The organism is Peribacillus sp. B-H-3, assembly GCF_048572925.1.
In the GTDB taxonomy this organism is placed as follows: Bacteria; Bacillota; Bacilli; order Bacillales; family DSM-1321; genus Peribacillus.
On sequence record NZ_CP183879.1, the window covers coordinates 1,345,123 to 1,360,721 of the forward strand.

Here is a 15,599-nt window from a genome sequence, read left to right on the forward strand (position 1 = left end):
ATCCATGCATCATGGAACCTCACAGCTGTATTATATTACTTTGGGTTTCATAAGGGAAAAAGACTTTCTTAAGCTGGCTGTCTCTTTTAAAAAATACCCGTGTGTAATAAATGCAGTATAAATAGGGCTTCCTATGTATATGACCAGATAGGGTTTTGCCATGGAATCAGTGTCCATTTCTTAATTAAGTTTCACTTTATTCGTTTGGCCTTCCGCCAAAAAGGGTAAAACATATTGATTTTGGTTTACATAAAAAGGAGCTGCACATAATGACTAAGCTTGATTTGCATAAATTTGAAAAAATTATGGAAATAAGGAAAATGAAGCACAGTGATATAGATGAAATTATTGCTATGCAGGAGGCTTGCTTTCCGGGAATGATTCCATGGAAACGGGAGCAATTGGAAAGCCACCTGGATATTTTTCCTGACGGCCAATTTTGCGCCGAATATGATGGCCGTGTAATTGGCTCTTGCTCCAGTTTGATCATAAATTTTGACGAATATGATGATCGCCATTCATGGGATGATGTAACAGACAACGGCTATATTACGAATCACAATCCGGATGGATATAATCTGTATGGAATTGAAATTATGGTTCATCCCGATTTCCGCCGCATGAAAATCGGCCAGCGGCTTTATGAAGCCAGAAAAGAACTAGTAGCAGAATTAAACTTAAAAAGTATCATTATTGGCGGAAGGATACCTAATTACCATAAACATGCTGATGAAATGTTACCAAGGGAATATGTAAAAGAAGTTTCTCTGCATAAAATCTATGACCCGGTTTTATCATTCCAGCTTTTAAATGGCTTTACTTTAATGAGGATTAACCCTAACTACCTTCCCGATGATATACAATCCAATAAGTATGCAACGCTCATGGAATGGAACAATGTGGATTACCATCCCAAAACAAAGACAATCTTTAAAACCTCAGAACCGGTCAGGATATGTGTGGTCCAATATATGATGAGGCAGATTAATTCGTTTGAGGATTTTGCCAGCCAGGTCGAATATTTTACCGATGTTGCTTCAGATGCAAACGCTGATTTTGCTGTTTTTCCCGAGCTTTTTACAACACAGCTGATGTCTTTCTTGAATGAGCGTACACCAAGTCTGGCAGTCAGGAAACTGACGGACTTTACGGAACAATATATCGAATTGTTCACTACCCTTGCAGTCCGATATAACGTAAATATTATCGGCGGATCGCACTTTGTCAAAGAAGATGATGAAAATATCTACAACATTGCCTACTTATTCCGCAGGGACGGAACGATTGAGAAACAGTATAAAATTCACATTACCCCGAATGAAAGAAAATGGTGGGGAATCAATGCCGGAGACCGGGTCAAGGTATTCGATACTGACTGCGGGAAAATAGCCATCCAGATATGCTATGACATCGAATTTCCTGAAATGGCGCGTATTGCCACAGAAATGGGAGCGAAAATCATATTTACTCCTTTTTGTACAGAAGATCGCCAGGGATATCTCAGGGTTCGTTATTGTGCGCAGGCACGGGCGGTGGAAAACCAGATTTACACAGTTATTTCAGGTACTGTCGGAAATCTCCCCCAAACTGAAAATATGGATATCCAATATGCGCAGTCCGGTATTTTCGCTCCGTCAGATTTTGAATTTGCACGTGATGGAATAGTAGGGGAAACAAATCCGAATCTGGAAATGGTTCTGATCGGGGATGTGGATCTTGAAATACTGCGCCGCCAAAGGCAATCCGGCACAGTAAGGCAGCTTAAGGACAGAAGGCATGATATCTATAAAATTCAATATCAGTCAGGCCTTAAATAAAGAAAGTGCTGAGGGCCAGTTGTTTTCTTTAAGGAAAGAAACATTTTAAAGAATGGCTGGCCTGTAAGTGCCTTCTCAATTTAGTTAGATTATGATACCTTTTAAAATATACATAAAATAATAAATTTTATAAATAAGGGGCTGAGGACATTGGAATGGAAAGAACTCTATTCTTCATGGGCAGGTTATCAAAACTTAAATTCAGATCTTCGTGAAAAGCTTCAGGAAATGAAGCACGATGATGCAAAGCTTGAGGATGCATTTTATAAAAATCTGGAATTCGGCACAGGCGGAATGCGCGGGGAAATAGGCGCAGGGACAAACAGGATGAACATATACACTGTCCGTAAAGCAACCACTGGACTTGCCAGGTATATTCACTCATTCGGTGAGAATGCCAAAAAAAGAGGCGTTGTTATTGCATTTGATTCCAGGCACCAGTCTCCTGAATTCGCTATGGAGGCAGCAAAGACGCTTGCTACAAACGGCATTAAAGCATATGTATTCGATGAACTGCGGCCGACACCGGAATTGTCCTTTGCTGTGCGGGAACTAAATGCTGTTTCCGGTATTGTCATCACGGCTAGCCACAATCCACCTGAATATAATGGATACAAGGTTTACGGAGAGGACGGGGCACAGCTTGGCCTCGAAGCTGCAGATAAAGTCATCGGATATATCAATGAAATAGAAAATGAATTAATCCTTCAGGTCGAAGAGAAAGACGCTTTGATGGAAAAGGGGCTTATTGTAATCATAGGGGAAGAGCTGGATGCCTCCTATAATGCCAAACTGCTTACCCTTCCTGAAAACCAGGACCTTTCGTCTGAAACGGATATTAATATTGTATTTACTCCTTTGCATGGCACCTCGAATAAGTCAGTAAGGCGTGCACTGAAGGATTTAGGATACAAAAATGTCCATATCGTTAAAGAACAGGAAAAGCCAGATCCAAACTTCTCTACGGTTGCTTCACCAAATCCTGAGGAACACGCCGCTTTCGAAATGGCGATTGAACTTGGAAAAGAAGTTTCAGCAGACATCCTGATTGCAACAGATCCTGATGCCGACCGTTTGGGAATTGCCGTTAAAAACCTTGAAGGCGACTATACGGTGCTGACAGGAAACCAGACTGGCGCTCTTATGCTGGATTACCTGCTTGCTTCAAAGAAAGAAAAAGGAACCCTCCCTGAAAACGGAGCCGTCCTTAAAACAATTGTTACATCAGAAATAGGAAGGACTATAGCAAGCTCTTATGGCCTGGAAACTATAGACGTCCTTACAGGGTTCAAATTTATTGCAGAGAAAATCAGCGAGTTCCATCGTACGGGCCAAAAGACCTTTTTATTTGGCTATGAAGAAAGCTATGGTTATCTGATTAAGGACTTTGCAAGAGACAAAGATGCCATTCAGGCCAGCATCCTGGCAGCAGAGGTTTGTGCATATTATAAAAAGCAGGGTAAAACCTTGTATGAGGGCCTGCAGGATGTATTCAGGAAATATGGCTTCTACATGGAAGGCTTGCGGTCACTGACTCTAAAAGGGAAAAATGGGGCTGCCCAGATTCAGGGCATACTTAATGAATTCCGTGAAAATCCGCCAAAAGAAATTGCAGGGAAAAATGTAGTGACGAGCGAGGATTATTTAAGCAGCCAAAGATTTTCCTGGGAGAATAATGAAGGAACAAACATTACGCTTCCTAAATCCAATGTACTTAAATACTTCCTTGAGGATGGAACGTGGGTATGCCTCCGTCCATCAGGCACAGAGCCAAAGATTAAATTTTATTTTGGCGTCCAGGGATCAAGTATGGAAGAAGCAGAGAATAAATTATCAGGGGTTATAGAAGACTTTATGTCAAAGATTAATAAACTGATTTAATCATAGAAAAGCGACAAACTGCACCGATGGGAGAAATTATCATGAAATTATTGGTTATTGGAGGTTCACCCCGCAAGAAAGGCCGTACAGGGATTGCCGCACGATTTATTGCTGAAAAGCTGCAGGCGGAAATTATTGATTTAAGCACTGCAGTACTGCCTTTATACAGCGGAGAAGACGAGCAGCTGCAGAATGAAGATGTAAAACGCCTTCGTCAGGCAGCAGGAGAAGCGGACGGAATTATCCTGGCTTCCCCAGAGTATCATTCAGGAATGAGCGGTGCATTGAAAAATGCGCTCGATTTTCTGGGAAGCGAGCAATTCTCTCATAAGCCTGTGGCCCTGCTGGTTGTTGCAGGCGGGGGCAAAGGTGGAATCAATGCACTGAATAACATGAGAACCGTTGCAAGGGGGCTTTATGCCAATGTAATCCCTAAGCAGCTTGTGCTCGACCCTCACTGCTTCGATTATGAAAATGACACGCTAAATCCGGATCCGGCTTTACTGGCTGCCGCTCTTATGGATGAACTGAAGCTGTATGTAAAGGTGTATTCATCCATGAAGGAATCAATAGACTCTTTTCTTTAAATATTGTTTTTTTATTGTGTTCTGAGAGGTGATCACATCGTTAAGTCAGGTTGATTGGAGCTTAAGGTTTCGAAATTCCTGCTTAGATTAGCGGAACAGGTGAGACCCCGCAGGCTCAGCCGAGGATGCTCACCGCCCGGCTCCGCGGAAAGCGAGCATCCTGGAGCGAAAATAACCACCTTGTTCCATAGCAATTCGAAAACAGCCTTGCTATTAGAGGTAAAGGCCGTTACTTACTGAATTAAAAAGAAGAGCTGACAATAAACTTGTCAGCTCTTTCCTTGTCTCACAGGTAAAGGTTTACCAGCCAATTGTAAAACCCTCAAGAGTTTCCGCATAAATATTACCACTTAACAAAAACTACGTGTAGCCAATTATTTTTATTGCTTATCCATACAGGTATAAATCCTGAGAAGACATTTCTGCTGCATGATCTAAATATCGGAGAAGGCTATATAAATAATTCTCAACAACCTTATAGTCATGTTCAAAGTGATAAGCGTGCAGGAAACGCTCTATTTTCTTTGAAAGAAATTGGTCTTCTGTCCGCACCATAAGTATAAGCAGGTTATCCCATTCAGAACGGTGTGTATAAAACAGCGCCCTGTCATAATCTGTTTTGTTCATTTGTATCTCCTCCTTAAAGGAGCTATTTGTAGTTTGTTCCGGAACCTCACTCTGCATTCCCATACAAAATGTGGAGATTGTGCTGTACCGGTGTTGTTTCTATTTACCAGAATAAAGATGATCAAGTGATACTTCGGTCAGGGATTTTTCTTATATAAAAAAATGGACTTTTACGGACAGCTATCCCGTTTCAGCATCATTGGGCATTAGTTCCAGAACCGGTGATGGATGCCCGTTAAAGCGGAATTAACGGTGAAGTCATGAAATTTTTTGCATCCATTTATTTAGTATTCTGTTTGATTTTCTGGCCAGGCAGTTATGCACAAGCCCAAATTATTCAGGAGGACCATATATATACATATGAAAAAATGGAAAAAGACTTGAATGATTTGCAGAAAAAGTACAAATTTGGGCTTAAGTCACTGGGTATCACACAGAAAGGAAAGAAAATCTACGCCGCACATCTCGGAGAAGGCGAGGAAAGCATCATCATTACAGGATCACATCATGGAAGGGAATGGCTGACATCGCTCCTTTTAATGAAGATGCTCGAACAGTATGCAAAAGCTTACCACCTGAACGAGCCGATCAGCAGGTACCCGTCAGAAATTTTAAACAAGGTAAGCATCTGGTTTGTGCCAATGGTGAATCCCGAGGGTGTCAGCATACAGCAGGGAGATTTATCACTATATAATTGGAAAGAAAAATTGGCACTGATGAAAATGAACCGCTACAGCCTCAACTTTATGCGGTGGAAAGCAAACGGACAGGGAATAGATCTTAACCGCCAATATCCAGCAGGGTGGAGCAACGTAGAAACGGGGATAAACCATCCTTCGTATCATTTTTACAAAGGAAAGTACCCGCTGCAGGCAAAAGAGGCAGCAGCACTAGCATCTTTTACACAAAAAATAAGGCCTTTACTGGCGGTTGCTTATCATACATCAGGAAGAGAAATTTATTGGAAGTATCAAAATAAGCAGGAAAACGTAATCAGGGATTACCTTCTTGCCTCAAAAACAGCAAAAATGACCTCTTACCTGCTTTCAGTCCCGGAGAAGCATGCAACCGGCAGCGGTTATACAGATTGGTTTATTACAGAATTTAAACGTTCTGCAATAACGCTGGAAGCGGGCCCTCCTGCTGGAGAAACCAGTGTGCCTATGAAGGTGTTCAAGGAGGAATGGCAAAGAAATAAATATGTAGGAATCATGCTGGCAGAAGAAGCTTATAAACAGGATAAGAATAAGAAAAAAAATCCTCTCCATACTAAAAATAATGATAAATGAGGAGGATGAATATGAAAAAAATACTGCTCGCATTACTTGTTTTAATGTTGTTGCTGCCTGCTGCCGGCAAGCCTTCTGAAGGAGCACCCCTGCACTATGAGAAGTATGGCAATATTGCCATTGCTGTAGTAAGGACCGACTATCCCGGGACTTCAGTTACCGATTATGAATTTTTGGGAAGGAAGAAGTCTGGAAACGGACTTGCTGTGGATTCCTTCCTGTTTTTGATAAAAGATAAGGGGATAGAAAAGAATGTATTAATTAAAGCGGAGCATAGCCTGATTTCCCAGAACCTGATCAGCCTTCATGTCACTGAAGCACCATTTAATCAAAAATAAGATTATCTAAACAAATTTAAAGACAGTCAGTCAGGATATTGTCATACTCCAATTCCTCTATCATACATTGTGGTAAGGATGAAAAGGGGGAAGAACAATGAATGCTGAACAAAAAGCCCTTGAATATACAATCAGTGAAATTACAGAAATCGCAAAAGGATTTGGCCTTGATTTTTATCCCATGCGTTATGAAATTTGTCCATCAGAAATCATATATACATTCGGGGCTTACGGAATGCCGACAAGGTTTTCGCACTGGAGCTTTGGCAAACAGTTTCACAAAATGAAGCTGCATTATGATTTTGGGTTAAGCAAGATTTACGAACTTGTGATCAATTCGGATCCATGCTACGCTTTTTTACTGGATTCCAATTCACTTATACAAAATAAACTGATTGTGGCTCATGTGCTGGCCCATTGTGATTTCTTTAAGAATAATGTCCGTTTTCAGAACACCAAAAGGGATATGGTGGAAAGTATGGCTGCAACAGCTGACCGCATTCGTGATTATGAAATACTTCACGGAAAGAAAGAGGTTGAAACCTTCCTCGATGCTGTACTTGCAATAGAGGAGCATATTGATCCATCTCTTATGCGTCCCAAGCTTTCCTGGACATTGGAGGATTTGGAGATTGATGAGGAAGATCAGGCATCTCCCGCTTCTCCTTATGATGATTTATGGTCATTGGATTCCAAACCAAAAACACATGAACCAGCCAAGAAAAAGAAAAAAAGATTTCCTCCTCAGCCAGAGAAAGATCTCTTACTTTTCATTGAACAGTATAGCCGCGACCTGGCTGATTGGCAGCGTGACATCCTAACGATGATGCGGGAGGAAATGCTGTACTTTTGGCCGCAGCTGGAAACAAAAATCATGAACGAAGGCTGGGCTTCATTCTGGCATCAGCGGATTCTCAGGGAGCTTGATCTTACCTCAAGTGAATCGATTGAGTTTGCTAAATTGAATGCAGGGGTGGTGCAGCCTTCAAAAACAGGAATTAACCCATATTATTTAGGCGTGAAGATATTTGAAGACATAGAGGAACGCTACAATAATCCCACAGAAGAGATGAAAAAGCTTGGAATCCAGCCAAATTCCGGCCGGGAAAAGATGTTTGAGGTCAGGGAAATAGAATCGGATATATCCTTTCTCCGGAATTACCTGACCAAAGACTTGGTTACAAGAGAAGATTTGTATTTATTTCAAAAGCAGGGCAAGGACTACAAAATCGTCGACAAAGCCTGGAAAGAAGTAAGAGACCAGCTTGTCAGCATGCGCGTAAATGGCGGGTTCCCTTACCTGACAGTCAATGATGGCGATTATCTTCGAAATGGCGAATTGTATTTAAAGCATTGGTACGAGGGAATTGAACTGGATTTTAAATACCTGGAAAAGGTCATGCCTTATATTCATCAGCTTTGGGGCAGGTCTGTACATCTGGAATCGGTCATGGAGAATAAAGAAATGCTTTTTACCTATGATGGAAAAGGAATACACCGCAAATATCTGTAAATCATGGGGCCTGCACATCTGAAGACGATCAAGAGAACTAAGAGCTGAATAAATCAGTAAGGCGCAGGCACAGTCCTGTGCCATTTTTTAATGCTCAAATGATGGCCGGATCGGATTCTGTATAAGTATGGGCAGCAGCCTTTTGTTATCAAAAAATTAACTCCGGGAATTTAGAAGCGTACTGAAAAAGTCCGTAAAGGATACCTTTGTAAAATTGAGCGTTGGTTTTCACCGGCTTCATTGGCACGGGAGTTTCTTGAGTCAATATTAAATGTACTTAATCTCTTTTGCATGTAGTTCATATATTGAGTTGTTCCGAAATTGTTCAAGTTTGCTGTTACAGTTTATAGCGGGCAGTATGTTACAATTCAATTACAGTGAAGGCTCAAGTATTAGAGCCATTGATCGAGGTGCTGAAATTGAAAACAGTTGCAGTGATTGGCGGGGGCATCACAGGTTTATCCGCCATGTATTATTTGCATAAAGTGATAATAGAAAAACAATTAGACGTGAAACTGATACTTATAGAGCAAAGTGAAACATTGGGCGGGAAAATCCATACGGTCCGCGAAGGCAAATTTACAATGGAAACAGGCGCTGACTCCATTGTAGCGCGCAAAAAAAATGTTGTTCCGCTTTTGGAGGAACTGGGCTTAACAGGTGAAATGGTATACAACGCAACAGGGACATCATATATTCACACAGAAAACCGCCTGCTGCAAATTCCGGAGGATTCTGTGTTTGGAATACCAATGAGCATTGAATCACTCTTTAGCAGCCCGCTGATCTCTTCAAAGGGAAAGCTGAATGCATTAAAGGATTTGATTTCCACGAATAAAGACTTTTCTAAGGATGATTCAATCGGGTTATTTCTTGAGCACTTTCTTGGCAAAGAATTGGTTGAAAATCAAATTTCTCCCGTTCTATCCGGCATTTATTCAGGAAAATTGAATACTCTCACAATCGCTTCCACACTTCCATATTTACTTGACTATAAAAATCAGTATGGAAGCATTATCAGGGGGCTGTCACATAATAGAGATAAATTTAAAGGCTCAGGAAACCGGAAATTTATTTCCTTCAAGAATGGTTTATCGCAAATTATTGATTCTATTGCAGAAAAAATTAAGGGAACGGAAATTTTAACAGGCACTGCAGCTTCCTCTATTGAAAAAAGAAATGGGAAATATACCATCTCTTTTACTAATCATGATGATATTGAAGCCGACTATGTTGTGTTAAGTGTTCCAGAGACCGCAGCTAAGCGGCTGCTGGACAATCATGATTTGGAGGAAGAGTTCAATAAGCTAAAAAGCAGTTCTATGATCAGTGTTTATCTCGGATTTGATATCCCTGACAGTGAATTGCCGAAAGATGGTACGGGATTTATTGTTTCTGAAAAAAGTGATCTTGCCTGCAATGCCTGCACATGGACAAGCAGGAAGTGGGAGCATACTTCAAAAAGCAAGCAGCTTTTAGTACGGTTATTTTATAAAAGCTCCAATCCGGTATATCCCGGCTTAAAAGACTTAAGCAATGCCGAATTATCTGAAGCTGCCTTAAGGGATGTTGAGAAAAGTATGGGAATCTCAGCAAAACCGATTTCCAGCGAGGTTACTAAGTGGGAAAATTCAATGCCAAATTATCACATCTCCCATAACAAAACTGTGGAGGCTCTGGAAGAAAAAATGCTCCAGCACTATCCTGGTGTTTTTCTTGCAGGCTGTTCGTACTATGGAGTTGGAATACCCGACTGCATCGCCAATGGAGAGAAAATGGCTAATGCCATTCTTTCTGACCTGAATTCAGTCATGTAATCAGAAATGCCAATATAAGCTGTCCTAAAGGTTATTAAATAACCTATTGGACAGCTTTTTTTGCTGGCTGCACGTATTTAGAAGTCTGCCTTTATGTACAAGGACTTTTCCATGAAGATAATGGACGGCGGCTGGATCAAAGAAATGAATAACTGCCGCTGAATTGAACTTTATTTATTTTAATGTTGACAGCAGAAGTGTATTACAGATATAGTACATTATATAAGGTGTATGAACCACTTAGTACATACACTCAGGGTGGCTGCTTCCCGCTATAACATAATAGGTAACATATCTTTAAGATCTGAGAAAGATTGAAGCTAAAACAGCGGAACACTGTCCATTGAAGGAAGTTTCACTTAATAGGAGTTGTTTTTCATGAATGTAACGTTTAACAATCGTGACCCGGTGTATTTGCAGGTAGTCCGTTACTTTAAGGAGCAAATTGCGATTGGGGCGCTTGAAGCCGGACAGGAAATCCCATCGAGAAGAGAGCTGGCTTCACTGCTCAAGATTAATCCAAACACTGCACAAAAAGCTTATAAAGAGATGGAGGAACAGGATTTGATCACTACAGAAAAAAATCATCCCAGCAAGATTACAAATGACCTGAAAGTCTTAAGCGGCATCAGGGAAGAGCTCATTATAGAAGCGGTAGATATGTTCGTCCAGTCCATTAAACCGATTAATGTGCCGGTTGGAGAGCTATTAAATCTTATTGAAAAAAAATATAACTCTGTCGATAAGGGATGACAAGGAGGAATCTTAATGATTGAAGTGAAGAATGTCAGCAAGAGATATGGCAGGAAAAAGGTGCTTGAGGATATAAGTTTTACAGCAGAAAAAGGTGAAATCACCTGTCTGATCGGAATTAACGGAGTAGGAAAAACCACTACTTTAAAAGCGATCATGGGTTTGACTCCATACAAGGGAGAAATCACAATCGATCAAAAAAAATTAGATAAAAACAGTTATGAAAAAATCACATATGTACCTGATGCCATAACGATGCTGCCATCGATGTCCATTTTTCAGGCTTTTGACTTCATGAAGGATTATTACGGCAGCTGGAATGGGAAAAAGGCTGATGAACTTCTCGAATTTTTTAAGCTTAAGAAGGAAATGAGGATTTCAGAGCTATCCAAAGGAAATACCTCTAAATTAAATTTGCTTTTAGGGCTCGCACTTGATGTGGATTATATTTTGATGGATGAACCATTCTCTGGCATTGACATGTTCAGCAGAGAACATATTGCCGATGTTTTCGCAAGCTCGCTGATTGAGGATAAGGGTGTCATCATTACTACTCATGAAATTGGGGATATCGAGCACTTAATTGATAAAGCAGTGCTGATTGAATACGGAAAAGTTATTAAGGAATTCAAGCCTGAAGATTTGAGGTTTTCAGAGGGTAAATCAGTTGTAGATGTTATGAGAGAGGTGTATCAGCAATGAAGAAATATGCAAAGTTAGTGAACTTTGAAGTCAACCGGTTCGGTAAAATGTACTTAGCTCTGCTTCTTATTACGGTTCTTTCACAATTTATAGGGGTAATTGTCCATTCTAACAGTTATATGAGTAATGCTCATCAAGACATGCAGCAGCAGTCACTGACTGAGGCACAATATCTTAGTAATTTTGGCCCTACATCCTTTCTGGATATCATGAATAGTTTTTGGTTCCTTGGACCAATAGCACTTAGCGCAATAGGCCTTATCCTTTATATCTTTTTAATTTGGTATAGAGACTGGTTTGGCAAAAATACTTTTATTTACAGATTATTGATGCTTCCAACTTCGAGGTTAAATGTCTATCTCGCCAAGGCAACAGCCATCTTTTTAATGGTGTTGGGGCTTACGGCGCTTCAGCTATTGATACTTCCTCTTGAAAATGAACTTTTCCTGCAGCTTGTTCCTGAACATTTCAGAAGTGTTTTTCAAATTAGTACATTAATTGAGGGAAACCAGGTATTAAACGTTATTATTCCAAGGAATTTTCCGCAGTTTATTCTTTCATATGGCATTGGATTTATGTGTGTGTTTGCATTATTTACAGCTATTATGTTTGAAAGAAGCTACAGAATAAAGGGTGTATTTTTCGGGATTCTTTATTTTGCAGCCTCACTTGCTGTATTTCTTTCACCGCTTTTGCTGATTGGTTTCACAGATTCCGTGTATCTGTACCCAATGGAGCTAGCTGGACTGGAATTGATTTTGGGCCTTTTTGTAATCGGTGCATCCATTGCGATTGGCAAATTCCTCATTAATAGAAAAGTTACTGTGTAAGGAGAATAGACGATGAGAAGATATTGGAAAACAAGCTTAATTATTGCAGCTTCGATTATTTGTATCGGTACATTTTATATCCAGTCAGCACAATCAGCGGACAAGCTGCCGCAATATAGAATAAATCCGGATGAAGGCGGGGCTGAATACATCAAGTCAGTGGTCCTTGAAGGCAGCTATTTAAAGGGCGGCATTGGGGAATCCGTTGATATTACTGCCAATGGAACTGTGTATACAGGAAAACTGCCATTTTTTGAAAGCCTTGAGAATTCAGCAGCACATAGTAAGAGAATAAAAGAACTTCAGTCAAAATATCACAATTTTATGAGAGGAAAATCTCAAGAAACCAACTTTTATGAAGACAGCAATAAACTCGCTTATGCAGAGGTAACTGGCGGAAATTCCGGAGACAGCAATGATCTTACTTTTAAAGTTTCCCAGCTGGAAAAAAAAGACGAATCTGTCACATCCATAAATATGCCCGTTCCAGGCAGGGATAAGTCCAACTATATATTTGTTTCAGAGGTACAGAGTGTAGGTTCAAAGATATATGTTGTCACAACAAATTCAGCACAACTGCCGGATGAGGATAACGCCGAAGAAATACATGTGTACACCTTTGATATGCATAAAGGGAAGCTTTTGGACAACCAGACTATCCTCCGTACACAAGGAGGGCCGAATATGCATGTTTCTTTTGAGAAGGCTCTTGAAGCAGATGAGATGGGTCCAGATGACTACCTTGTATTCAAAAAAATCTCTACAGAGCAAATCTCTAAAAAGAACGGAGAAATAGTAGAGGGAAAAACTAAGATTGACTGGGTTGTTTTTAACTTAAAGGAAAACATCCAAGTGAAGACAGAGATCCCGCAGAAGCTTACAAGCGGCGAAGAAAATCTCCCTGTATATCATCATGGGTCTGTCCTATATTTCTTTTTAGAAAAAGATCACGTTCTTCATCTATATAAATATGATGCTGCAAGCAGCACTCCCTCTAAGGAAATTGCTATTCCTCTAGGAGGGAAGGATTTAAGGGTAAATTCATTATTAATAAACAAAGAAAAGATATTTGTTATGGCAGTAAATGGAGAGGGAAATTTTGGCGGAAAGGACAAATATCTCATCGCTGCTGATTTAAATTCAGGAAAGCAGGTCTTCAAAGGAAGCATATTAGAAGGAAAAGGCAATAAAAAAGCGGGGATAAATCTTCAAATCGATGGAATAAGTATTAATTAGACGGGTTAACGTTTTAATAGAATTTTAATTTGTTAATTGATTTTATAATAGATATAATTATTCCGCAGGCATGTTCCAGATTAATTTTGGGCAAAAGGCAAGATGTTTTGGAAATTCTCCCTGCAGTTAGGAATGATTAAATGAATTACGAGTTATTTAAAGATATTCACAATTTGTCTGGACATAGCAATGCCCTTGATCAATTTATGGTGTTTATCACGAATAATGCAATCTACATTTTTGCATTGGCACTTTTAGTTCTTTGGCTTTTTGGCGGCAAGTCCATGAAACGTGCAGTTCTTTTTGCCGGAGGCACTGGGGCAGTTGCATTGATTGCAAATGTGGTCATCTCTCATATCTATTATGAGCCGCGTCCATTTGTCACCCATCATGTTCACACGCTGATATCCCACGCAAAGGATGCATCTTTTCCCAGCGACCATTCTACAGGTGCTTTTGCGATAGCTATTGCCATGTGGTTTCATTACAAAAAAGCGGGTATTCCAATGTTTATTTTAGCATTATTAACGGGATTTTCCCGGATTTGGGCCGGCCTTCATTATCCATTTGATGTAATGGGAAGCCTGATTGTGGCTTTGATTGTTGCTTTTGTAATCTTCAAGCTTTCGGGGCTGCTCGATCCATTAGTCAATGGTATCATATCAATTTACTATTCAATCTTCGGCAGAAAAAGCAAATCACCCTCCAGGACCAAACATCTATAAGCAATGCAGGATAACAGCAAAAAGAAGGAAACCAGTATGGTTATCCTTCTTTTTGCTGTTATAACGCTCATCATAAGGAGGCTAGTTGACTTTTAAGGCCTGATACACTGCAGTTACAACATTGCCATACTGGCTGATGCCAAATGTGTCGCCAAGAAATTTATTCGGATCTTTTTGCGGATCCGCCACTGGAGAATGCTTTTTATTGGTTAAAAGGACAATCCCCAGATTTTTCTCACGATCGATGATGGTAAGAGTACCGGTCCATCCTGTATGACCCACTGCATTTTCGCTTGCATAGGGACTGAACATCCAATGCATGCTTGAGTTTCCATTTCTTCTCCAGCCCAGCCCGTAAGTAGGATTCATATCAGATGGTGCTAAAAATCGATCAATTGTTTGTTTATCAAATAACTGCACATTCCCGTAGCCGCCATCATTCAGTATCACCTGAAGCAAAACTGCAAGGTCTCCTGTCGTTGAAAATAAACCTGCATGCCCGGAGACCCCCCCCATTGAATAAAAGGCTTTTTCATCGTGTACTTCTCCTTGAAGGGTATATGTGCGGATGCCTGGAAAGTATATAGCCCCGTCCCTGGTATTTCCATTAAGTTCAGTCGCAGCAAAATCCCGTGGCTTAAACCCCTTTTGCAGCGGGTTAAAGAGTGTATGCTTCAATCCCAGCGGCTTATACAGCGTTTCCTCTGCATACTGGTCCAGCCGTTTGCCTGTGACTTTTTCAATGATAAAACCCAGCAGCATATAATCCAGATCACTGTATATATTTTTTGTTCCTGGCTGATAATCTAAGGGAGTTCTTGATATCATTTGAAGGACTTTACTGCGGTCTGTTGTGTATAAATCCCCGGCAAGCTTGGGATTATAGTATTCGACACTCGGCGGGAAGCCAGCCGTATGGTGAAGGATATCAATTAACCGAAGTGTATCTTTTCCTTTGATTTTATCGTCAGCACTATCCTTGAACTGAGGGACATAGTGTGAGACAGTCTGATTCAGGTCTATTTTGCCCTGGCTTACCAGGTGCTGAAGGGCAAAATTCACTGAATACATTTTGGTATTTGATGCTAGGTCGAACATTGTGGTTGTTTTCATTTTTTTTGGGTGCTTTAGCAGTGTGCCCCGATCGTATTTTTTTGCATAGCCGTAAGCCGTGTTTTTTACGATTTTGCCATCCTTGATAACAAGCAGGACAGCTCCAGGGAAACCATTATCGATTTCATTTTCAATCAAAGAATCGACTTCCTTTAACTTAGAGGATGAAAATCCGGCATCTTCCGGTTTATGTGCCTTTTTAAGTACCGGATACATCAGGTTATGCGAATTGTGCCTGCTGGCGTTCTCACTTTTCTTGTTAACCAGTTTTGTTTCCTTTGCGGAATCGTTCTTGGCAGATGCCTGGATTGAGCCTGTCAGCATCACGGATAGGGAGAGTGCTGCAATAATAAGCTGTTTACAGGGTATTT

At 40.5% G+C, this 15,599-nt stretch carries 14 protein-coding genes; 12 read left to right on the forward strand and 2 right to left on the reverse strand.

Annotated features, from left to right (window positions below; translation table 11 throughout):
• The first annotated feature begins 269 nt into the window (after positions 1 to 269).
• The 3 genes from ACN6MY_RS06655 (at position 270) to ACN6MY_RS06665 (ending at position 4,285) form a co-directional block, all read left to right on the forward strand.
• Positions 270 to 1,817, forward strand: a complete 1,548-nt coding sequence (locus tag ACN6MY_RS06655) for a GNAT family N-acetyltransferase (RefSeq protein ID WP_419883261.1) — start codon at positions 270 to 272, stop codon at positions 1,815 to 1,817.
• A 150-nt stretch (positions 1,818 to 1,967) separates the two neighbouring features.
• On the forward strand, positions 1,968 to 3,698 hold the full coding sequence (locus ACN6MY_RS06660; RefSeq protein ID WP_419883262.1) for a phospho-sugar mutase: 1,731 nt from the start codon (positions 1,968 to 1,970) through the stop codon (positions 3,696 to 3,698).
• A 41-nt stretch (positions 3,699 to 3,739) separates the two neighbouring features.
• Positions 3,740 to 4,285 carry an NADPH-dependent FMN reductase gene (locus ACN6MY_RS06665; protein ID WP_419883263.1) on the forward strand — a complete coding sequence of 182 codons (546 nt, stop codon included), beginning with the start codon at positions 3,740 to 3,742 and terminating at the stop codon, positions 4,283 to 4,285.
• A gap of 387 nt (positions 4,286 to 4,672) precedes the next feature.
• Here ACN6MY_RS06665 and ACN6MY_RS06670 read toward each other — a convergent pair whose 3' ends face one another.
• Complete coding sequence (locus ACN6MY_RS06670; RefSeq protein ID WP_419883264.1) at positions 4,673 to 4,912, reverse strand: YhdB family protein; 240 nt, start codon at positions 4,910 to 4,912, stop codon at positions 4,673 to 4,675.
• 260 nt (positions 4,913 to 5,172) lie between these two features.
• On the opposite strand from ACN6MY_RS06670, the gene ACN6MY_RS06675 reads away from it, so the two are divergent.
• The 9 genes from ACN6MY_RS06675 (at position 5,173) to ACN6MY_RS06715 (ending at position 14,115) form a co-directional block, all read left to right on the forward strand.
• Complete coding sequence (locus tag ACN6MY_RS06675) at positions 5,173 to 6,201, forward strand: M14 family zinc carboxypeptidase (protein WP_419883265.1); 1,029 nt, start codon at positions 5,173 to 5,175, stop codon at positions 6,199 to 6,201.
• An 11-nt stretch (positions 6,202 to 6,212) separates the two neighbouring features.
• Entirely contained in the window at positions 6,213 to 6,539 is a 327-nt protein-coding gene (locus ACN6MY_RS06680; protein ID WP_419883266.1) for a DUF3889 domain-containing protein, read from the forward strand.
• Between the two features lie 97 nt (positions 6,540 to 6,636).
• Positions 6,637 to 8,052, forward strand: coding sequence for a SpoVR family protein (locus ACN6MY_RS06685; protein WP_419883267.1), 1,416 nt, complete (start codon positions 6,637 to 6,639; stop codon positions 8,050 to 8,052).
• 419 nt (positions 8,053 to 8,471) lie between these two features.
• On the forward strand, positions 8,472 to 9,869 hold the full coding sequence (locus ACN6MY_RS06690) for a protoporphyrinogen oxidase (protein WP_419883268.1): 1,398 nt from the start codon (positions 8,472 to 8,474) through the stop codon (positions 9,867 to 9,869).
• A gap of 378 nt (positions 9,870 to 10,247) precedes the next feature.
• On the forward strand, positions 10,248 to 10,622 hold the full coding sequence (locus ACN6MY_RS06695) for a GntR family transcriptional regulator (RefSeq protein ID WP_419883269.1): 375 nt from the start codon (positions 10,248 to 10,250) through the stop codon (positions 10,620 to 10,622).
• A 15-nt stretch (positions 10,623 to 10,637) separates the two neighbouring features.
• Positions 10,638 to 11,324, forward strand: a complete 687-nt coding sequence (locus tag ACN6MY_RS06700; protein WP_419883270.1) for an ATP-binding cassette domain-containing protein — start codon at positions 10,638 to 10,640, stop codon at positions 11,322 to 11,324.
• Entirely contained in the window at positions 11,321 to 12,154 is an 834-nt protein-coding gene (locus ACN6MY_RS06705; protein ID WP_419883271.1) for a hypothetical protein, read from the forward strand. Before ACN6MY_RS06700 ends, ACN6MY_RS06705 begins: the two co-directional genes overlap by 4 nt.
• 12 nt (positions 12,155 to 12,166) lie before the next feature.
• On the forward strand, positions 12,167 to 13,390 hold the full coding sequence (locus ACN6MY_RS06710; RefSeq protein WP_419883272.1) for a hypothetical protein: 1,224 nt from the start codon (positions 12,167 to 12,169) through the stop codon (positions 13,388 to 13,390).
• A gap of 140 nt (positions 13,391 to 13,530) precedes the next feature.
• Positions 13,531 to 14,115: an undecaprenyl-diphosphatase gene (locus tag ACN6MY_RS06715; RefSeq protein ID WP_419883273.1), complete on the forward strand. Its 585-nt coding sequence runs from the start codon at positions 13,531 to 13,533 to the stop codon at positions 14,113 to 14,115.
• An 81-nt stretch (positions 14,116 to 14,196) separates the two neighbouring features.
• Here the strand turns inward: ACN6MY_RS06715 and pbp4b are convergent, their stop codons facing one another.
• Entirely contained in the window at positions 14,197 to 15,444 is a 1,248-nt protein-coding gene (pbp4b, locus tag ACN6MY_RS06720) for a penicillin binding protein PBP4B (RefSeq protein ID WP_419884098.1), read from the reverse strand.
• Between the last annotated feature and the right edge of the window lie 155 nt (positions 15,445 to 15,599).